The organism is Nocardioides sp. NPDC047086 (assembly GCF_040643685.1).
Classification (GTDB): Bacteria; Actinomycetota; Actinomycetes; order Propionibacteriales; family Nocardioidaceae; genus Nocardioides.
Genome location: NZ_JBEYUV010000060.1, coordinates 1 through 18829 on the forward strand (window position 1 = coordinate 1; position 18829 = coordinate 18829).

Annotated in this window: 20 protein-coding genes; 7 read left to right on the plus strand and 13 right to left on the minus strand. The window is 69.8% G+C overall.

Annotated features, from left to right (window positions below; translation table 11 throughout):
* Positions 1–153: 153 nt before the first annotated feature.
* The 8 genes from ABZ796_RS26315 to ABZ796_RS26350 all read right to left on the minus strand — a co-directional run bounded on the left by ABZ796_RS26315 (position 154) and on the right by ABZ796_RS26350 (position 10262).
* Positions 154–528 carry an FKBP-type peptidyl-prolyl cis-trans isomerase gene (locus ABZ796_RS26315; protein ID WP_091050909.1) on the minus strand — a complete coding sequence of 125 codons (375 nt, stop codon included), beginning with the start codon at positions 526–528 and terminating at the stop codon, positions 154–156.
* Positions 529–532: 4 nt separating this feature from the next.
* The gene (locus ABZ796_RS26320; RefSeq protein WP_357341016.1) at positions 533–3157 is read right to left on the minus strand and encodes a DUF4153 domain-containing protein; all 2625 of its coding nucleotides are present in this window, start codon (positions 3155–3157) and stop codon (positions 533–535) included.
* The gene (locus ABZ796_RS26325; protein WP_357341018.1) at positions 3154–3855 is read right to left on the minus strand and encodes a response regulator transcription factor; all 702 of its coding nucleotides are present in this window, start codon (positions 3853–3855) and stop codon (positions 3154–3156) included. Before ABZ796_RS26325 ends, ABZ796_RS26320 begins: the two co-directional genes overlap by 4 nt.
* 67 nt (positions 3856–3922) lie before the next feature.
* Positions 3923–4357, minus strand: a complete 435-nt coding sequence (locus ABZ796_RS26330; RefSeq protein WP_357341019.1) for a CBS domain-containing protein — start codon at positions 4355–4357, stop codon at positions 3923–3925.
* Positions 4358–4411: 54 nt separating this feature from the next.
* Positions 4412–5284, minus strand: coding sequence for an inositol monophosphatase family protein (locus tag ABZ796_RS26335; protein WP_357341021.1), 873 nt, complete (start codon positions 5282–5284; stop codon positions 4412–4414).
* A 99-nt stretch (positions 5285–5383) separates the two neighbouring features.
* Positions 5384–6394, minus strand: coding sequence for a ribosome small subunit-dependent GTPase A (gene rsgA / locus ABZ796_RS26340; RefSeq protein ID WP_357341022.1), 1011 nt, complete (start codon positions 6392–6394; stop codon positions 5384–5386).
* Positions 6395–6401: 7 nt separating this feature from the next.
* Complete coding sequence (gene aroA / locus ABZ796_RS26345) at positions 6402–7697, minus strand: 3-phosphoshikimate 1-carboxyvinyltransferase (RefSeq protein WP_357341024.1); 1296 nt, start codon at positions 7695–7697, stop codon at positions 6402–6404.
* Positions 7698–7754: 57 nt separating this feature from the next.
* Positions 7755–10262: a sigma-70 family RNA polymerase sigma factor gene (locus tag ABZ796_RS26350; RefSeq protein WP_357341025.1), complete on the minus strand. Its 2508-nt coding sequence runs from the start codon at positions 10260–10262 to the stop codon at positions 7755–7757.
* A gap of 291 nt (positions 10263–10553) precedes the next feature.
* Between ABZ796_RS26350 and ABZ796_RS26355 the strand changes: the two genes are divergently transcribed.
* The 5 genes from ABZ796_RS26355 (at position 10554) to rsrA (ending at position 13730) form a co-directional block, all read left to right on the plus strand.
* Positions 10554–11276, plus strand: coding sequence for a hypothetical protein (locus tag ABZ796_RS26355; RefSeq protein ID WP_357341026.1), 723 nt, complete (start codon positions 10554–10556; stop codon positions 11274–11276).
* Between the two features lie 44 nt (positions 11277–11320).
* Entirely contained in the window at positions 11321–12094 is a 774-nt protein-coding gene (locus ABZ796_RS26360) for an SOS response-associated peptidase (RefSeq protein ID WP_357341028.1), read from the plus strand.
* A 1-nt stretch (position 12095) separates the two neighbouring features.
* Positions 12096–12734, plus strand: coding sequence for an alpha/beta family hydrolase (locus ABZ796_RS26365; RefSeq protein ID WP_357341029.1), 639 nt, complete (start codon positions 12096–12098; stop codon positions 12732–12734).
* Between the two features lie 91 nt (positions 12735–12825).
* A complete protein-coding gene (locus ABZ796_RS26370) occupies positions 12826–13470 on the plus strand; it encodes a sigma-70 family RNA polymerase sigma factor (protein WP_357341037.1) in 645 nt (214 codons plus the stop codon).
* Complete coding sequence (gene rsrA, locus ABZ796_RS26375) at positions 13467–13730, plus strand: mycothiol system anti-sigma-R factor (protein ID WP_357341031.1); 264 nt, start codon at positions 13467–13469, stop codon at positions 13728–13730. The genes ABZ796_RS26370 and rsrA overlap by 4 nt, the downstream gene beginning before the upstream one ends.
* Before the next feature lie 250 nt (positions 13731–13980).
* Here rsrA and ABZ796_RS26380 read toward each other — a convergent pair whose 3' ends face one another.
* Entirely contained in the window at positions 13981–14820 is an 840-nt protein-coding gene (locus ABZ796_RS26380; protein WP_357341032.1) for a DUF2785 domain-containing protein, read from the minus strand.
* Positions 14821–14904: 84 nt separating this feature from the next.
* Here ABZ796_RS26380 and ABZ796_RS26385 point away from each other — a divergent pair, with 84 nt between their 5' ends.
* Complete coding sequence (locus tag ABZ796_RS26385; RefSeq protein ID WP_357341033.1) at positions 14905–16395, plus strand: histidine kinase N-terminal domain-containing protein; 1491 nt, start codon at positions 14905–14907, stop codon at positions 16393–16395.
* Positions 16396–16432: 37 nt separating this feature from the next.
* Here the strand turns inward: ABZ796_RS26385 and ABZ796_RS26390 are convergent, their stop codons facing one another.
* Positions 16433–16687: a WhiB family transcriptional regulator gene (locus tag ABZ796_RS26390; protein WP_008362075.1), complete on the minus strand. Its 255-nt coding sequence runs from the start codon at positions 16685–16687 to the stop codon at positions 16433–16435.
* 305 nt (positions 16688–16992) lie between these two features.
* Between ABZ796_RS26390 and ABZ796_RS26395 the strand changes: the two genes are divergently transcribed.
* Positions 16993–17370, plus strand: a complete 378-nt coding sequence (locus ABZ796_RS26395) for a hypothetical protein (RefSeq protein WP_357341034.1) — start codon at positions 16993–16995, stop codon at positions 17368–17370.
* On the opposite strand, the gene ABZ796_RS26400 is transcribed toward ABZ796_RS26395, so the two are convergent.
* From ABZ796_RS26400 to ABZ796_RS26410, 3 genes are all read right to left on the minus strand, one after another.
* Complete coding sequence (locus ABZ796_RS26400) at positions 17367–18164, minus strand: SigB/SigF/SigG family RNA polymerase sigma factor (RefSeq protein ID WP_357341035.1); 798 nt, start codon at positions 18162–18164, stop codon at positions 17367–17369. The two genes, ABZ796_RS26395 and ABZ796_RS26400, sit on opposite strands and share 4 nt — an antisense overlap.
* Before the next feature lies 1 nt (position 18165).
* Positions 18166–18546, minus strand: a complete 381-nt coding sequence (locus ABZ796_RS26405) for an anti-sigma factor (protein ID WP_357341036.1) — start codon at positions 18544–18546, stop codon at positions 18166–18168.
* A gap of 130 nt (positions 18547–18676) precedes the next feature.
* Positions 18677–18829: superoxide dismutase [Ni] (locus tag ABZ796_RS26410; protein WP_357341038.1), on the minus strand; the 153-nt coding region annotated here is incomplete at its 5' end.

An 18829-nucleotide genomic window follows, 5' to 3' on the forward strand; every position in this document is an offset into this window, starting at 1 on the left:
CCTTCTTCAGAAGACCGCTTCCCTCGACCTCGCCTACCTGCCCGTGCTCGCCTTCCAAGGACCCGCCGAAGCCGAGGGCGAGGACGTGCTCGTCTACCTCACTCGGCTGCCAGAGCTACAGTCTCGGCCGCCGTTTCTGCGGATTCGGCTGGGTTACTTCTCGACCTTGACCAGGTCGCAGACGAAGATCAGGGTCTCGCCCGGCTTGATGGCGCCGCCGGCGCCACGGTCGCCGTAGCCCAGGTGGGGCGGGATGACGAGCTGGCGGCGGCCGCCGACCTTCATCCCGAGGATGCCCTGGTCCCAGCCCTGGATGACCTGGCCGATGCCGACGCGGAAGTCGAGCGGCTCGCCGCGGTTGTAGGACGCGTCGAACTCCTCGCCGGTGGACAGCGCGACGCCGACGTAGTGGACCGAGACGCGGTCCCGCTCGGTGGCCTCCTCGCCGTCACCGACGGTGATGTCCTTGATGACGAGGTCGGTCGGAGGGGTGGGGTCGACGAAGTCGATCTCAGGCTTCTGGCTCATGAAATCAGTCTACGTATCGAATCTCGCTGGGGCACACCGCCGTCGCGCCGACCCTCGCCGCGTAGACCGGGGTCAGGCCGTCGGCCCGCTCTCGGCCGAGGTTCCACTCCAACCAGTCGCCCTCGCGCTCGTTGGTCCCGAGCACACAGCTGCGCATGTCCTCGGGGAGCTTCTTCAGGGCCGGCACCGCATCGTCGCTGAGCCCGGAGAGGAAGTCGGTGTCGATCTTCCCGGTCTCCGCATAGCGCGAGACGTTGTGCTCGGCGATCCATGCGTCCGGGTTGATCGCGGCGATCCCGAGCAGCGCGACAGCGCCGCTGACCAGCGCGAACCGCCCGAGCCAGAGCCCTCCGCCGATGGCGCTGCCGGTCACCGCGGCGACCAGCCCGGCGATCACCAGCAGGCCCAGCCAGGCCTCGAAGACATCGACGAGCAGGCGGAGCTGGGTGAAGCCGTACGCCTCCTGGTAGAGGTGCATCCGATACAGGGCCGACCCGACGACGACGAGCGCTTCGGCGGCCAGCAGGCCCAGCGCGACCCGCAGCCAGAGCCGGTCGGCCACCGTCTCGACCGGCGCCTTGCGCGCGGCCGCCCAGATGACCAGCAGGGTCAGCGCGGTCGCGACGGTCAGCTGGCCGAAGCCCTGGTGGACGTATTCGGCGTACGTCAGCCCGGTCGTCTCGCGCAGGTAGTCCTCGCCGCCGAAGACCGCGGCCGCCTGCGCTGCCAGGAAGGCGGCGAAGACAGCGACCACGACCCCGACCGGAGCCAGCCACTCATAGCGGTTGGCGACGGGCTGGGACGTACGCTCGTTGCGGTCGATCCGGGGCGGGTTCACCGCCAGGTACGCAGCGGCCAGCACGACCCCGAAGACGAAGACGGTCATGAAGATCCGAGCCGCGAAGGTGTCCGGACGTACATCCGGCACGAACTGGTCGACCCAGCTTCCCAGCACCGCGTCGGCGGTGGTGAACAGGAGCCCGAAGATCACCAGGCCGAGCAGCGAGAGCAGCGTCGTACGGGCGACCGCCGCCCCGTGACCCTTGCCGGAGACGCTGGTCAGCGTGCGACCCAGCCACGGGATCCCGCGCAGCCCGGCCAGCGGCCAGGAGATCCCGGTCAGCACGATCCCGAGCAGCGTCTTCGCCAGGGTGGAGGCACACAACAGCACCGCGACCGCCGTGAGCAGGCACAACGCGACGATCCACTCGGCGTCGCGGAGCACCGCGACCGAGGAGAGCAGGACGAACAGGACGTAGCAGACGATCGGGAACCAGCTGCGTCGCCTCTCGTTGGCGAACATCACGACCCCGCCGGCGGCGAGCATCACGATGACCGTCCCGAGCCCGGCGTTGCGGTCGGGGATCAGCAGCCCGCCGAGCAGGCCCGCGACCACGGCACCGATGAAGAGCCCGAACCGCCCCGCGACACCCGAGTCGGGCCAGTAGATTCCGAAGATGTCGTCGAGGACTGATGGGGTCGCATCGGCGGCCTTGGGCGCCGCCGCAGGGATATCGACAGGTTTGGCCGGTTCGGCGGGTTCGGCCGCCGGGGGAGTGGTGGGCATCTGGCTCTCCTCGTGGGTGGGGGTGAGATGACTGGGACCGAGCTGATCGGGGACGGGCCGCGCGGGTGGGCGCAGCGGAAGGTCGACGCGCACCCGCGCGCCGGCGGCATCGGGGAGCGGGTCGAGGAAGGCGATGGAGCCGCCGTGCAGGTCGGTGACCCACCGGGCGATGGCGAGCCCGAGCCCGGTCCCGCCACCGCCACCGTCGCCGGAGGCGCTGAGCGTGCCGAAGGGCTCGAAGACGCGCCCGCGGTCGGCGACCGGGACACCGGGCCCGGAGTCGAGGACCTCGAGGTGGTAGCGGTCGCCGTCCTGGCCGGCGCGCACGGTGACCACGCCGCCGCGGGGACTGTGCCGGGAGGCGTTGTCGAGCAGGTTGACGACGAGCTGGCTGAGCCGGTCGGCGTCGGCCTCGACGACGAGAGAGGCCGGCACGTCGAGCTCGTAGGTGACCGGCCGGCCGTTGACCCGCGTCTCCGCGACACAGGCCTCCAGCAGGGGGCCGAGCTCGACCGAGGCGGTACTCAGCGGCGCCTTGCCGGCATCGACCCGCGCCAGGTCGAGCAGGTCCTCGACCAGCCGGCTCAGGCGCTCGGCCTGGCCGAGCGCGGTCTGGAGCGCGGCCGGGTCCGAGCCGACGCCGTCCACGAGGTTCTCCAGCACGACGGTGAGGGCCGCCAGTGGCGTACGCAGCTCGTGGGAGACGTTGGCGACGAGGTCGCGGCGCTGGCGGTCGACGGCGCCGAGGTCGCTGGCCATCGTGTTGAACGCACGGCCCAGCTGGCCGACCTCGTCGGCACCGACGGCAGGCACCGAGACCGAGTAGTCGCCCCGGGCCATCCGTCGTGCTGCGATGGTCATCTGCCGCAACGGCGAGGTCATCCCGGCCGCCAGCAGCTGGGTGACCGCGAGCGCGATCCCGATCGTGACCGGGATCGAGATCCAGGGAGAGACCCCGGTGATCCGCCCGACGGAGGCGACGACCGCCGCCACCAGGGCGCTCGCGGCGACCAGGAGCCCGAGCTTGACCTTGATCGAGGAGACCCGTTCCAGCGGAGTCATTCGCCGGCCTCCAGGGCATAGCCGACGCCGTGCACGGTACGCACCCGCGCCGACCCGATCTTGGCGCGCAGCCCCTTCACGTGGCTGTCGACGGTGCGGGTGCCCGAGGCGTCGTTCCAGCCCCAGACCTCGGCGAGCAGCCGCTCGCGGGTGACGACGGCGCCGGGGTCGGCGGCCAGACAGACCAGCAGGTCGAACTCGGTGGGCGTCAGCCGCACCTCGGACCCATCGACCCAGACCCGCCGGGCGGCCGAGTCCATCCGGAGTCCTCCGATCTCAGCCGTACGCCGCGGCGAGCCGGCTAGCTCGGCCGCCCGCTCCACCCGCCGCAGGAGCGCATTGACCCGGGCCACCAGCTCGCGGGCCCGGAACGGCTTGGTCAGGTAGTCGTCGGCCCCGACACCGAGGCCGACCAGCACGTCGGCCTCCTCGACACGGGCGGTGAGCATGAGCACCGGGACGGGGCGTACGGCCTGGATCCGGCGGCACACCTCGAGGCCGTCGTAGCCGGGCAGCATCACGTCGAGGACGACCAGGTCGGGCGAGGTCTGCTCGAAGCAGGAGACGGCCCCGGGGCCGTCCCACGCCCGGACGACGTCGTACCCCTCCGCCTCGAGCCGGTCGGAGACGGCCTGGTTGATGACCGGCTCGTCCTCGACGACGAGGACCCGGCGTGTCGCGGTCAGATGTTCTGGCACATGCTCAGGCTAGAAGCCCGAGCCGCCGGAAAGGCTGCAGAAGTTGTGTAGGTCCTGTGAAGAAGCTCTACGTCTGGTGGACGTACGCCTCGAGCTGGTCGCGCTCGAAGGCGAGCTGGTCGATCCGGTGCTTGACCAGGTCTCCGATGCTGACGATGCCGACCAGGCCGCCGTCGGGGGAGACGACCGGCATGTGCCGGATCCGGCGCTTGGTCATGATGCCGAGGATCTCGTCGATGGTGGCTTCGGGGACACAGGTCTCGACCTCGGCGGTCATGATCGAGGAGACCTCGGCGGCGAGCAGCGCGTCGTTCTCATGGAGACGCCGCACCACGTCGCGCTCGGAGACGATCCCGGCGACCTCGGTGCCGTCGCCGCTGACGACACAGGCTCCGATGCCGTGCTCGGCGAGCACCCCGAGCAGGTCACGCACGGTGGCGGTTGATGCGATCGTGACGACTTCTGCGATCGCCTTGCGAGTGAGTACGTCCGCGATCTTCATGTACCAACGGTAGCGGCCGTGACGCACGTCACGCCAGGGTCTGTTCGGGAACGGCTACTCGGTTCCCGGACGGCGGAACGCGGTGACGGATCCTGGCTGCGCGGCCGGCCAGTCGGCGTCGTTGTTGCCGTCGGGCAGGCCACCGAGGAAGGAGAGCACGGCGTCGTGCAGGTGTCCGTTGGTGGCCAGTGCGTTGCCGCCCCACGGCCCCGGGTCGCCGGCGAGCGAGGTGAACTGGCCGCCGGCCTCGCGCACGATGATGTCCAGCGCGGCCATGTCGTACAGCTCCAGCTCCGGCTCGACCGCGATGTCGACCGCGCCCTCGGCCACGAGCATGTAGGACCAGAAGTCGGAGTAGGCGCGGGTGCGCCAGCAGCTCCGCATCAGCGCCAGGAAGTCCTCGAGCCGATCGCGCTCCTCCCAGCCGTGCAGCGAGGAGTAGGACATCGAGGCGTCCTCCAGGCGGCGTACGTCCGAGACCTGGCAGCGGGTCGACTTCATCAGCGACTTGCCGGTGTGGGCGCCCTGGCCCTTCGCCGCCCACCAGCGCCGACCGAGCTGGGGCGCGGAGACGACCGACATCACGACCTCGTTGTCGACCGCGAGCGCGATCAGGGTCGCCCAGACCGGCACGCCGCGCACGAAGTTCTTGGTGCCGTCGATCGGGTCGACGATCCAGCGCCGGCTGGAGGACCCGGAGGATCCGGACTCCTCGCCGGTGATCGCGTCCCGCGTACGCGCGCGGGAGAGCGTACGCCGGATCGACTCCTCCACGGCCTTGTCCGCGTCCGAGACGGGGGTGAGGTCGGGCTTGTTCATGACGTGCAGGTCGAGCGCCTTGAACCGCGACGTCGACAGCGAGTCGGCATCGTCGGCCAGCAGGTGCGCCAGCCGCAGGTCGTCGTTGAAGTCAGGAGTGCTCGCCACGAGGGTTCACTCTAGTGGCTCCGCTCCCGGAGCGGTCCCTCCCCTGGTAACCGGTTCCCCACGAAAACACCGGCCGGGGCATCGAGGGGCACTCCCAGGTCAGAGCGCGTACGTCGGCACCGACCGTGCCTCGAGCAGGCGACGGAACGAGGCGACCCGTTCCGGATCGAGCCGGCCGTCCTCGACCGCGATGTCCAGCCCGCACTCCGGTGAGTCAGCGGCGTGCGAGCAGCCGCGCGGGCACTCGGCCGTCGCCTCCTGCAGATCGGGGAAGGAGACGATGAGCCGTTCCGGCTCGACGTGAGCCAGCCCGAACGTACGGATCCCCGGGGTGTCGACGATCCACCCGGCCCCCGGCAGCCGCAGCATCAACGCCGAGGTGGAGGTGTGCCGACCGCGCCCGGTGACCGCGTTGACATGCCCGACCTCGCGCCCGGCGTCGGGAACGATGGCGTTGACCAGCGTCGACTTGCCCACGCCACTGTGGCCGAGGAGGACCGACGTACGGCCGTCGAGCCTGTCCTGCAGCGCACTCATGTCGCCGCCCCGCTGCGTCACCACCCACGGCACCCCCAGGGACCGGTAGGTCGAGACCAGCGACTCCGGATCGGCCAGGTCGGCCTTGGTGATGCACAGCAGCGGGTCGATGCCCGCCTCGTAGGCAGCCACCAGCGCGCGGTCGATGAACCCCGTGCGTGGTTCGGGGTCGGCGATCGCGGTGACGATCACCAGTTGGTCGGCGTTGGCGACCACGACCCGCTCGACGGGATCGTCGTCATCAGCCGTACGCCGCAGCACGGTCTCCCGGGGCTCGAGCTCGACGATCCGTGCCAGTGCCCCTTCCGCGCCCGAGGTGTCGCCGACGACCTTCACCCGGTCACCCACGACCACGCCCTTGCGGCCGAGCGGGCGGGCCTTGACCGCCCACACCTCGACGTCGGGAGCCTCGTCCATGACCAGCGTGAACCGTCCACGATCGACCGTGATCACTCGCCCGAGGTCCGCCTCGTCGTAGCTGGGCCGGTCCTTCGTCCGCGGCCGGGTGCGGCGCCGGGGACGGTCGTAGTGCTCGACGTCCTCGGTCCCGTAGCGCCGCTGTGCCTTGGCCATCAGCTGCTCAGAAGAGACCGGCCCAGAAGGGCGCGAAGTCGGTGAAGGTCTTGGCCGTGGTGATGATGTTCTCGACCAGGACGTCCTCGACGGCAGCCCCGATGATCACACCGGCGTGGGCCATCCGGTGGTCGGCGTAGGTGTGGAACACCCCGCCGTGCAGAGCGGCCGGGCGGATCGTCAGCCCGTCGGGATGCTCGGTGACGTCGGCCCCGAGCGCTCCCAGCTCGCGCGCGAGCGCCGCGAGCCGGTCCGTCTCGTGGCCACGGATGTGGCCGATGCCGGTCAGGTGGGAGGGCGTCGAGGCGAGCGCGCACAGCGCGGCGACGGCGGGGGTGAGCTCGCCGATGTCATGCATGTCCAGGTCGATCCCGGTCAGCTGCTCCGGGCCGGTCACGGTGAGCCCGTCGTCGGTCACCCGTACCTCGCAGCCCATCAGGGAGAGCACCTCACGCAGCTGGTCGCCCGGCTGGTCGGTCGCCTGCGGCCAGTCGCGCACCGTCACCGTCCCGCCCGACACCGCGGCCAGAGCCAGGAACGGGGCGGCGTTGGACAGGTCCGGCTCGATGGTGCGATCCAGCGCCGTGATCGGCCCCGGGGCCACGGTCCAGCGGTTGGCATCTGCGTCGTCGACCGCGACGCCGTGCTCACGGAGCATCGCGACCGTCATGTCGATGTGGGGGAGCGAGGGGACGGGCTTGCCCTCGTGGCGTACGTCCACCCCCTGCTCGTAGCGCGCCCCCGCGAGCAGCAGCGCGCTGATGAACTGGCTCGAGGCCGAGGCGTCGACCACCACGGTGCCGCCGGGCACCGCGCCGGCGCCACGGATCGTGAACGGCAGCCCGTCACCCTCGATGTCCACGCCGAGATCGCGAAGCGCACGCAGCACCTCGCCGACCGGCCGGTTGCGCATGTGCGGATCGCCGTCGAAGGCGACCGTGCCCGTGGAGAGCGCGGCCACCGGAGGTACGAACCGCATCACCGTCCCCGCCAGCCCGCAGTCGATCTCGGCATCGGTGCCGAACGCCCCAGGCGTCACGGCCCAGTCGTCGCCTTCGGTGTCCACGTGCGCACCCAGCGACGTCAGCGCTGCCGCCATCAGCAGCGTGTCGCGGGACCGAAGCGCACGACGTACGACGCTGGGCCCGTCCGCGATCGAGGCCAGCAGCAGCGCCCGGTTGGTGAGCGACTTGCTCCCGGGCAGCGACACCGTCGCCGTCACCGGACCGTGCGCGCGCGGCGCCGGCCAAGGGTCGGCCGGTCCGTTGGCAGGGTCAGCGGCACGGTCGGTCGTCGTAGTCACAGGTCCAACTTTAGAGGTTTCGCGAGCAGAGGCGGCCGCCGGACGCCGGGGATGAAATCACCCGATCCCGATCGCCTTCAGGAAACCCTTCCAGGTCAGACCGCCCGTGGCGGCGCCGCGCTCGACCTCGGGCGTCGTGCCCGGGCTGGCGCTGGCACTGGGCTCGCCACTGCCTTCGGGCAGCGAGGGGCTCGCGCTCGGAGAGCCCGGGACGCTGGGAAGGTCCGAGGACGGCGTCGGCACCTGTGGTACGTCAGGAGTCGTCGGCGGCGTGGGCACCTGCGGCACGTCGGGAGTCGTGGGCGGTGTGGGCACCTGCGGCACGTCGGGCGTCTCGGTGGGCGTCGGCTCAGGGGATCCAGCGCCCGCGGCGCTGACCCGGTCGTTCCCGGGGTCGGGGTCGGTGTAGCCCACAGGGGTCAGGCTCGCTTCGAACGTCCACTCACCGTCGGCGATGAAGTCGAAATGGAGTACGCCCTGGCCGTTGTTCGTGCTGGTCAGGGTGCACTCGCCCTCGACGACGCCGCCTTGGGGCACGGGCGGGACGGCAAGCTGCGAGCATGCCCACATCGATTGTGGGTTCGAGGACTCCGGATACGGCTGCGCGACGCCGGTCGCCTTGTATCTGAAGGTCGCGGTGTAGTCCCCTTCGGGGATGCCTTCAGCCGTGACCTCGATGTGCTCGTACCCGTCATAGGACACGTGATCCAGGGCGATTCCGGCGTCGTGCGCCGGCGGAGCCTCCTCGAAGGTCACCTCCACCGTGCCGACATCCGTGCCGCCGTGGCCGTCCGAGATCTGGTAGCTGAAGGTGTCGCTGTTCCCGGTGTAGTCGGGCGCCATCGTGTAGACGACCTGGCCGTTCTCGATGACGGCGTCGCCGTGAGCGGGCTTCTCGGTGATCGTGACCAGCCGGAGCACGTCGTCGTTGTCGTCGGTGTCGTTGGCGAGCACATCGATGGTGGTCTTGGCCGAGCGCTCCTCGCCGCCGTTGCCGACGCCGTTGTTGCCGTCGTCACCGGTCACTGTTGCCTTGGCAGCGTCGTCGACGGCCTTCGGGTCGGCGTTGGGGGTGGCGACGTCGACGGTGCCGGCGACATCGCCGCCGTTTCCGTCGGTGAGGACGTACTCGATGGTGTCGGTGCCGCGCCAGCCGATGTCGGCCTGGTAGGTCACCGTGGTGACGGGATCGCCGGCCATCCGCAGACCGCCGAAGATCGCGCCGCTGACGCCGCCGCCCTTACCGCCCGAGGCTGATCCGCCGCCCTTGGTGACTGTGCCGTGGGCGGGGGAGGCGACGGTGGCCTCCTTGACCGAGAGCGGGTCGCCGTTGGCGTCGGTGGCTCCCTGGGTCAGGTCGATCACGGTCTTGCCGCCAGGCTGCCCGCTCACGGTGGAGAGTGGCGAGGTGATGACCGGCGCCTGCTGCGTCTGGGCCGGAGCCGGGTCGGCGGGCGGGTCGACCGGCTGGTCGGCGGGAGGCGCCGCTGCCGGCGGCGCCGCGGGGTTGTCAGCGGGAGGTGCGGGCGGGGCGGCGGGGTTGTCAGCGGGAGGTGCGGCCGGGTCGGCCGGTGCCTCGGCGGCAGGCTCTTCGGCGGCGGGCACCTTCGGGGCCGGGTCGCCGCCGGTGAGCGCGAGCCCGGCGGCCACGGCCGCAGCAGCCGCGACACCGGCACCACCCGCGACCGTACGTCCCACGGGGTCGCCCAGCACCCAGTCCTTGAGCCGTCCGAAGAAGAGCACCACGCCGCCCTTGGCGGCGACGCCACCACCGACGGCGAGGTAGCCCGCGCCGGCGGCGCCGAGCAGAGCCGGAGCGAGCCAGGCACCCATCCCGGAGTTGACCTCGGTGAGCTCGAGATAGATCGCGGTGCACGGACGGCAGTCCTGCAGGTGGTCGTCGACCTTCGTCGAGTCGCGCTTGGACAGGCCGTTGCGGATGTAGGCGCCCAGGTTGGCACGCGTGGTGGCGCAGGCCTCCTCGCCGGCGTCCTGCGCGTGCATCGAGATGAACGCCTGCTTGAGGCCCTCGCGGGCCCGGTAGGCGAGCGCGGAGACCGAGTTGGCCGACATGCCGAGCATCGGCGCGATCTCGGCCGGCTTCTGACCCTCGACCTCGGTGTGCCACAGCACCTGCTGCCAGCGCTCCGGAAGCTGCTGGAACGCCTTCGCGGCGGCCTGGTTGTCGAAGCCCGACACCGCGGTGTCCTCGAAGGGCACGCCCGGGTCGAACGGCGTCAGGTCGTCGGTGGTGGTCAGCTTCGAGGCGGCGCGGATCTTGTCCACGTGGAGCCGGCGCAGCGAGGTCAGCAGGTAGGCGCGGAAGGCCAGGTCCGGGCCGCCACCCCTCTGCAGCACGTTGAGCACCTTGGCGAACGCCTCGGAGACCAGGTCGTCGGCATCACCGGGCGACACCAGCTGGCGGGCGAGGCGGCGGGCGGCCTCGACATGGCGCTCGAACAGCGCCCCGTACGCATCCAGGTCACCGCCACGGACGGCGGTGATCAGCTCGGCGTCGCCAGGGGCGTCGAGGATAGGTAGAGAGGTGGGGGTCGATTCGCTCACAGCACCAGAGACGTTAGAAGGACGGAGGTATGACGCGGGTTGCGCCAACGAGGGACATGCGTTGTGCTAACGACTGCGGAAGCCCGCACGTCACGCCCCCTCCCCGGATCTGACAACAACTTTCGCGATACCCAGAAATGTGGGTCGCTACCGCGTCATGGTTGCCGATTTGGTACGTCAAGTCCATGTGGGCACGCAGTAGATCGGCGCGCGAACCACTGTATCCATGACCCAGCGATTTTGGACAAGGAACGACACCAACGCCAGGAAACACGAGGAAAGAGGTGAGTTGTGCGGCTGTTCTCCCGAGGTCGGCGTGCGCCCGCATCCACCTCGCCTGAGATCGCAGATCTCTCCGACGAGCAGCGCGCGGCGCTCTCGCCGCGGTTCGAGGCTGTCGCCGAGGCGCTCGCCGAGCGCAGCAGCTACGTCGCCGAGGCCTGCTGGGTCGCCGGCCACGACCTCGCCGAGTCGGGCGTCTCCCTCGGGGAGAGCCTCGAGGACCTCCGGATGACGACCCAGGCCATGGAGGATCGCGACCCTGCCTTCGCCGAGGTGCACGCCCTGTCGGTCGCTTGGAGCGAGGCGACGCTGGGCTACCTGCACACCATCTCCTGCGCCGACCCGCTCACCGGCCTCGCCACCCTGGCGCACCTGCGCGAACGCATCTCGGACCTCTACCGCGAGGCCACCGCGCTCAGCCACGCGCTGGTCGTCACCGACGCCCACCTCCCGGGCGCTCCCGGTGGGAAGACCGACAGCATCGCTACCGCCCGCCGGATGTCGCTGCTGGGCCAGACCGCGCGCTCGGTCTTCGCGACCGCGGCCGCGGTCGGACAGGTCGGCCACAGCCGCATGGTCGTGGTCGCCCCGCGTGACGAGACGCTGGTCAAACGGCTCGGGCTCCTCAAGCGGATGGTCGAGCAGAGCGCCGACCGGATCTGGATCGAGGGACTCCCCGAGAACGACAGGTCAGCGGGACACCTGCTCGACGAGCTCGCCCGCGGAGCCTAGAAATACCGCCGAACACCACGGGCACCCGGCGCTAAGGTGAACGTATGTGCGGTCGTTACGCGTCCAGCCGCCAACCCGACGAGCTGGCCGAGGAGTTCGAGATCGATGAGCTGCGCCTGCAGGAGCCGCTCACCGAGAGCTACAACGTAGCCCCGACCGACGATGTCTATGCCGTCCTCGAGCGCCCGCCGAACACATCGCCTCGGGCTCCGCTTCGGCAGGGCGAGGAGGACACGTCCAGCGAGCGCCAGCTCCGTTCCGTACGTTGGGGCCTGGTCCCGTCCTGGGCCAAGGACGTCAAGATCGGCAACCGAATGATCAACGCCCGGATGGAGACCGTGGGCGACAAGCCCGCCTACCGCCGGGCCTTCGCCAAGCGCCGCTGCCTGCTACCTGCCGACGGCTACTTCGAGTGGTACGCCACCGAGGCGAAGGATGCGAAAGGAAAGCCCCGCAAGCAGCCCTACTTCATCACCCCGAAGGACGGGGGAGTGCTGGCCATGGCCGGGCTCTACGAGCTGTGGCCCGACCCCGCCAAGGCCGAGGACGACCCCGGCCGGTGGCTGTGGAGCTGCACGGTGATCACCACCGAGGCGGAGGACTCGTTGGGGCGGATCCACGACCGGATGCCGCTGATGGTGGAACGTGAGCGCTGGGACCAGTGGCTCGACCCGACCCGTCCGGGCGACCTGGACCTGCTGACCCCGGCGGCGCCGGGCCGGCTGGAGGCCTACCCGGTCTCGACGCTGGTGAGCAACGTACGCAACAACGGTCGCGAGCTCGTCGAGCCGCTGCCGATCGAGGAAGCCTGGGGATGACATGGGTGGAACCACGACGCAGATGATCGACACGCCCTACGGACAGGGGCGGCTCTACACCCGCCGGGCGCGACGACCGCAGGCGACGCTGCTGCTCTCCCATGGTGCCGGCAACGGCATCGACACCCATGACCTGATGGCGCTCAACGACGCGCTGCCGGCTCAGGGGATCACCGTGGTCCGCTTCGAGCAGCCCTGGCGGGTCAAGGGGAAGCCGGTGGCCACGCCGCCCAAGTCCCTGGATGCGGCGCTGACCCTGGCCGCCAACTGGATGCGGGTGCGCACACCGCTGGTGGTCGGCGGCCGCTCCGCCGGGGCCCGCTCGGCGGTCCGTACGGCGCGCGGGTTCGGCGCCGCGGGGGCACTGTGCCTGGCCTTCCCGCTGCACCCGATCGGCAAGCCGGGCATCTCCCGTGCCCACGAGCTGCTGGAGTCCAGGGTGCCGACGCTGGTGCTGCAGGGCACCCGGGACAGGTTCGGCAAACCCGAGGAGTTCCCGGAGGGGATCGAGGTCACCCCGATCCCGGGAGCCGACCATTCCCTCGTTGTCGGCAAGCGCGGCCCGATCACTCAGGCCGACGCCGACGCGATCCTGGTCGAGTCCACCCTGGAGTGGCTCGTCCGCGAGGTCATCGTCTAGCGGGAATGTTTCGCGTCGGTCGCGGCGTTCCCCGGACATGACCATCCTGCTCGAACGCCCCACGGAGAACGTGTCGCCGATGGGCGCCCCGATGCTCACGCGCGTACCCTGGGACGTGATGAGCGAAAATGAAGAGGTCGTCGACCTGGCCACCGAGACACCCGAGGAGCGCGCGCTGCGCTTCGAGCGGGACGCGCTGCCCTTCCTCGACCAGCTCTACTCGGCGGCGATGCGGATGACCCGCAACCCGTCCGACGCGGAGGATCTGGTGCAGGAGACGTTCGCCAAGGCGTACTCCTCCTTCCATCAGTTCAAGCCCGGCACCAACCTGAAGGCCTGGCTCTACCGCATCCTCACGAACACCTTCATCAACACCTACCGCAAGAAGCAGCGCCAGCCGCAGCAGTCGATGTCCGAGGACGTCGAGGACTGGCAGCTGGCGCGGGCCGAGTCGCACAGCTCGACCGGTCTGAAGTCCGCGGAGATGGAGGCGCTCGAGCACCTGCCAGACTCCCAGGTGAAGGATGCGCTGCAGCGCCTGCCGGAGGAGTTCCGGCTCGCCGTCTACCTTGCCGACGTCGAGGGATTCGCCTACAAGGAGATCGCCGAGATCATGGAAACCCCGATCGGCACCGTGATGTCGCGTCTTCACCGCGGCCGGCGCCAGCTGCGCGATCTTCTCTCCGACTACGTTCGCACCAACGATCTCACCGGCGCTCGCGGAGGTGCGTCATGAGTGCCCACCAGCATGACGCGTCGCCCACCGACTGCGCGGACTTCCTCGAGCAGATCGTCTTCCTGATCGACAACGAGCTCGCCGAGCCGGACGCCGACCAGGTCAAGCGCCACCTGCAGAGCTGCAACCCCTGCCTGGAGACCTACGACCAGCAGCGCATCGTCAAGGCGGTCGTGGCGCGCTCGTGCACCGAGGTCGCCCCGGGCGAGCTGCGCGCGAAGATCATGGTTCAGATCCAGGAGCTTCGCACCAGGTCCTGACCCGGCCCCAGACGCGACGAGAGCCCCAGCCGATCGGCTGGGGCTCTTGCGTCTTGACAGCTCTGACCCGTGAAGGGCCAGCGGTCAGGAGTTGGGGCGCTTGCCGTGGTTCGCGCCCTTCTTGCGGCGCGCGCGGCGCTTGCGACCGGTCTTGCCCATGATGATCTCCTCCATTGGGGTACGTGGACCCCGAGGGGCCTCGGGACAGTGTCTCAAAGCCAGGTGGGTGAGAGCCAATCTCGGCCCGCGATCAGGTCAGGTAGGTGGCGTTCGACAGCTTCAGGGCGGCGACGACGACCAGCAGCAGGTCGCCGCGGATCTGCGGGATGTCGTTGCTGAGCGCGAGCTGGATGTAGAGGGCCCGCAGGAACGCCTCGGCATTGCCGGTGAGTAGGAACGGGTCACGGTCGGGCGTCTCCGGGGTGGCCGTGGCGACGGTGACGATCCGGTTGATCCACGGCTCCATGATGTTGAGCGGGACCAGGTTGCGACGCAGCACGGACATCGTGGCGGCCGCCAGCCGGTCGGGCTCACCGTGGGCGTAGATGGTGTCCCCGCGGGCGAGCACCCGGTCGGCGACGACGTCGAGGATCACGGTCAGCTCGGGCTTGCCGAGGTGCTCGGAGGCGGCCAGGGTGCCCAGTGCGTCGGCGCCGCGAGCGACCGCATGGGCCCAGCCGCGCTCGGGAACGAAGGCGCGGAGGTCTCGCTCGCGCAGCAGCCAGGTGGCGATCCGGTCGCCCCACTCCAGGACCTTCTCCGCCCGGACCAGCGAGCGGGCGTTGTCGCGGGCGATGCACTGGGCCAGAGCCTCGACGGAGGAGGCCCGCCGGAAGACGCCGTTGTTGCCGGAATCGCCGAGCCCGACCACGAGCCCGGCCGCCATCCCGTCGCCCAGACCCCCGAGCAGGTCGTCGTAGACACCGCGCTGGATCCAGGTCGACAGGGCCGGCACGGCCAGCCCGCTGCGTACGTCCGGATCCGGGTCGCCGAGCATCCGGGTGAGCTCGATGGTGAGGTCGCCCAGCGGCCGGTCGGTGGGTACGGCGAGGCCAGTTGAATGAACCTCGCGCCAGTACGCCTCCGACATGGAGAACATCCTGCCAAACCCGGCCACGCGCCGACCACCGACCCGCGCAATGCGCATACCTTGGTCTACATCTACGCTGTCCGCGTGCCCACCCTGAGTGAGCTTGCCCAGAGCCACACCGACCTCGACAGCGAGGACATCGGGTGGCTTCAGCTGCTCATGGCCGACTGGCAGATCCTGGCCGACCTCTCCTTCGCTGACCTGGTGCTGTGGTTGCCGGACAAGTCCGGGAACGGCTTCTGGGCGGCCGGACAGATGCGTCCCACGACCGGTCCGACGGCGTACGTCGACGACATCGTCGGCATGTTCGTCCCGAAGGGACGCCACGCCACCCTCGACGACGCCGTCGACGTCGGCCGGCTGGTTCGCGAGGGCGATCCCGAGTGGCGCGACGACCTCCCGGTGCGGGTCGAGACCATCCCCGTACGCCGCGCCGGCCGCATCATCGCGGTGCTGAGCCGCAACACCAACCTGCTCGGCGTCCGTACGCCCTCCAAGCTCGAGCTGTCCTACCTGCAGACCGCCGCCGACCTGACCCAGATGGTCGCGAACGGCTATTTCCCGGCGGTCGGGCAGCGCAGCGACCACACCGACACCCCTCGGGTCGGGGACGGGTTCGTGCGGGTGGATGCCGATGGAGTCGTCGACTATGCCAGTCCCAACGCGCTCTCGGTCTTCCGCCGGCTGGGGCTGTCCGGTGACCTCGCGGGCCAGTCGCTGGCCGGGATGACCCGCGCCCTGGTGCCGCCACGCAAGCGCCCCGACGAGGAGACGCTGAGCGCGGTCCTCGGTGGTCGGGCGCACCGCGACACCGAGATCGACACCGGGGTGATGGCGATCATCATGCGCTCGATCCCGCTGCGGCCGCGTGGCGAGGCGATCGGCGCGCTGGTGCTGCTGCGCGACGTCACCGACCTGCGCCGACGCGATCGTGAGCTCGTCACCAAGGACGCGACGATCCGCGAGATCCACCATCGGGTGAAGAACAACCTACAAACCGTGGCCGCGCTTCTCCGGATGCAGTCTCGCCGGGTCGACTCCGGTGTCGCCCAGGATGCGCTGAACGAGGCCGTACGGCGTGTCGGGTCCATCGCACTGGTCCACGAGATCCTCTCCCAGCAGGCCGTCGAGGAGACCGTCGAGTTCGACGAGATCGCCGACCGGCTCGCCTCCATGGTCGGGGAGGTCACCTCGGTCGGCGTCGCGGTGCGGGTGCGCCGTGAGGGCTCGTTCGGATCGCTTCCCTCGGAGGTGGCCACGCCGATGGCGATGGTCGTCACCGAGCTGCTGCAGAACGCGGTCGAGCACGGCTACCGCGGCAGCGGCGCCGGTGATCCCGAGACGGGCAAGATCATGATGTCCGTACGACAGCAACCCGCCGGGCATCTCCGGGTGACCATCGAGGACGACGGTCATGGACTACCCGACGGGTTCAGTCTCGACACATCGACAAACCTGGGGTTGTCGATCGTGAAGACTCTCGTCGAAGGCGAGCTCGGTGGTCGGCTCTCGTTGGGGCCCCGGCCTGACGGCCATGGGGCGAGAGCTGCGGTCGAGCTGCCGTTGGAACTCTAGGTGGAGCTTCTAGGGGTTGATGGCCTCTAGGGGTTGGTCAGACGGCGGTGCGGACACGGGAGCGGGCGTTGCGGCGCTTCAGCGCACGACGCTCGTCCTCGCTCAGTCCACCCCACACGCCGTGGTCCTGACCGGCCTCAAGAGCCCACTGAAGACACTGCTCCCGGACGTCGCAACGCCGGCAGACCTGCTTGGCTTCCTCGATCTGGAGGATGGCTGGACCGGTGTTTCCGATGGGGAAGAACAGTTCCGGGTCTTCATCGAGACAAGCCGAACGGTGGCGCCAATCCATGGCTGGGTAGACCCTCTTTCTGACGTAGGATGGGCAAGGCCCTGGTGGTTCGAGACCCTGCGAGTAGGCACGTGGCGGGGATGTGTGAATGTCTTCACGTGCGTGCTGGTCTCTAGAGTTCCAAGAAATGGACTCCGAAACAACCCCTAACCAGTGTCTGGTTCGTCACCGGACCGTAACACTCAGTCTTCCTGGGGCTAGACAATTCGGTAACGCGGTGAGTTACCCGCAGAACCGGTGGTGTATGCTCTCGCCGCTTTCATGCCCGCGAGCTCCAGTGTACGCGGATGCCCTAGGCTGCTGAGGTGACCGCGCCGCACCGCCCCTGGACTCTTTTGCTGACCGTGTTCGCCGCAGGCGTCGAGGCCGCGGCGATGCTGTTCTGGGGAGCGATGGAGTTCGTCCGCATCCCCGACGCCGCCTCGCTGACGACCGCGATCGCAGGCGGTCTGTTCTTCCTGCTCTGCGCCGCCGGCATCGGCTGGTGCGCCGCCATGCTCTGGCGACTGGAGTCGTGGGCACGGGCGCCGCTGGTGCTCGTCCAGCTGATCGTGCTCGGACTGGCCTGGAACCTGCGCGAGGACCTGGCGATCGCAGGCGGGCTGGCCGTGGTCGCGATCATCGCTCTCGTCGGCATCTTCGCACCGCCGAGCATCGCCGCGCTCGAGGAGCGCCAGCCCTAGTCCTCCTCCAGCGCCCTGCGGAGCTGGGCGAGCGAGCGCTTGAGCAGCCGGGAGACCTGCATCTGGGAGACCCCGAGCTCGGCGGCGATCTCCGTCTGGGTCTTGTTGCGGAAGAACTTCAGCATCAGCACCTGCTTCTCGTGGGCCGAGAGGCTGTCGAGCACGGGCTTGATCGACTCCCGCACCTCGACGTCGTCCAGGCGCAGGTCGTGGGCGGTCAGCGAGTCGAGCATCGGCGCGGTCTCGTCGGTCTCGGAGTCGAGGGACAGCGCTGCGTACGCATTGCTGGACTCCAGGCCCTCCACGACGGTCTCGAGGCTGACCCCGAGCCGGGTGGCGAGGTCGCGGGCCGTGGGGGAGCGCCCGAGCTCCTGGGAGAGCTCGGCGGTGGCGTCGCGGAGGTTCTGCTGCAGGTCGCGAAGACGACGCGGGACGCTGACGGCCCACCGGCTGTCGCGGAAGTAGCGCTTGATCTCGCCGAGGATCGTGGGCACGGCGTACGTCGAGAACTCCACGTCGCGGGAGAGGTCGTAGCGGTCCACGGCGTTGAGGAGGCCGACGACGCCGACCTGGACGAGGTCCTCGTGCGGCTCACCGCGACCGTAGAACTGGGAGGCGCAGTACTCGACCAGCGCCATGTTGAGGTGGACCAGCTCCTCGCGTGCGGTGATGCGCTCGGGATCGCTCAGGTCAGGACCGGCGAGGGTCGTGAAGAGCTCACGGGAACGGGCGCGGGCGTCCTCCACCTCGCTGGTGCTCCTGGACCTCGACGACCGGATCGTCTCCTGCGCCATGTCAGCGCGCGGCTCCAAGCGGGGTCGCCCCGGCGACCAGCGAAATCCTGAGCTGGTCACCTTCGGGGATGGCGGTGACGTCCCTGGCCAGCGTGGTGAGCACCTGCCAGGCGAAGCTCTCCTCGTCGATCTCCGCCTCGGCATCGCAGGTCGTGGTCACGGTGACCCCGATGGTGTCCTCACCGAGGTCGAAGACGACGTCCAGGTCAGCGGCCTCCGCCGCGCACTCCAGACAGATCGCCGCCGCCTCGCTGACCGCCATCCGCAGGTCCTCGATGTCCTCGAGCGTGAAGTCGAGGCGCGCGGCGAGCGCGGCCGTCGTCGTACGCAGCACGGAGACGTAAGCGCCTTCTGCGGGAAGGCGCAGCTCGACCTGGGGCATCTGGGTTGTCAGTCCTTCTGTGGGAGTCTCGATGATTATGCAACGAGACCGGCCTCGCCGTGCCGTTAACGCACCACAGCCGCTCCGGGACCGGAGCGGCTGTGGCGTACGGGCTTGATCTCGAGAAGGCTCAGGCCTTCTTGGTCGCCCAGAAGATCTCGGCGATCTCGTCGATCTTGGCCAGGAGTTGGTCGGCGACCTCGATGTCGAGGGTGCCCTTGGTGCCGGCGGCGCCGGCGAGCTTGGTGGCCTCGTTGACGAGGGTGTGGAGCTGGGGGTGGGC

Coding starts and splice junctions, on each gene's coding strand:
- ABZ796_RS26330 (WP_357341019.1), bottom strand. CDS start 4,357: ATGAAGATCGCGGACGTACTCACTCGCAAGGCGATCGCAGAAGTCGTC.
- ABZ796_RS26315 (WP_091050909.1), bottom strand. CDS start 528: ATGAGCCAGAAGCCTGAGATCGACTTCGTCGACCCCACCCCTCCGACC.
- ABZ796_RS26360 (WP_357341028.1), top strand. CDS start 11,321: ATGTGCGGTCGTTACGCGTCCAGCCGCCAACCCGACGAGCTGGCCGAG.
- ABZ796_RS26370 (WP_357341037.1), top strand. CDS start 12,826: ATGCTCACGCGCGTACCCTGGGACGTGATGAGCGAAAATGAAGAGGTC.
- ABZ796_RS26400 (WP_357341035.1), bottom strand. CDS start 18,164: ATGGCGCAGGAGACGATCCGGTCGTCGAGGTCCAGGAGCACCAGCGAG.
- ABZ796_RS26380 (WP_357341032.1), bottom strand. CDS start 14,820: ATGTCGGAGGCGTACTGGCGCGAGGTTCATTCAACTGGCCTCGCCGTA.
- ABZ796_RS26390 (WP_008362075.1), bottom strand. CDS start 16,687: ATGGATTGGCGCCACCGTTCGGCTTGTCTCGATGAAGACCCGGAACTG.
- ABZ796_RS26320 (WP_357341016.1), bottom strand. CDS start 3,157: ATGACTCCGCTGGAACGGGTCTCCTCGATCAAGGTCAAGCTCGGGCTC.
- ABZ796_RS26365 (WP_357341029.1), top strand. CDS start 12,096: ATGGGTGGAACCACGACGCAGATGATCGACACGCCCTACGGACAGGGG.
- rsgA (WP_357341022.1), bottom strand. CDS start 6,394: ATGGCCAAGGCACAGCGGCGCTACGGGACCGAGGACGTCGAGCACTAC.
- ABZ796_RS26405 (WP_357341036.1), bottom strand. CDS start 18,546: ATGCCCCAGGTCGAGCTGCGCCTTCCCGCAGAAGGCGCTTACGTCTCC.
- rsrA (WP_357341031.1), top strand. CDS start 13,467: ATGAGTGCCCACCAGCATGACGCGTCGCCCACCGACTGCGCGGACTTC.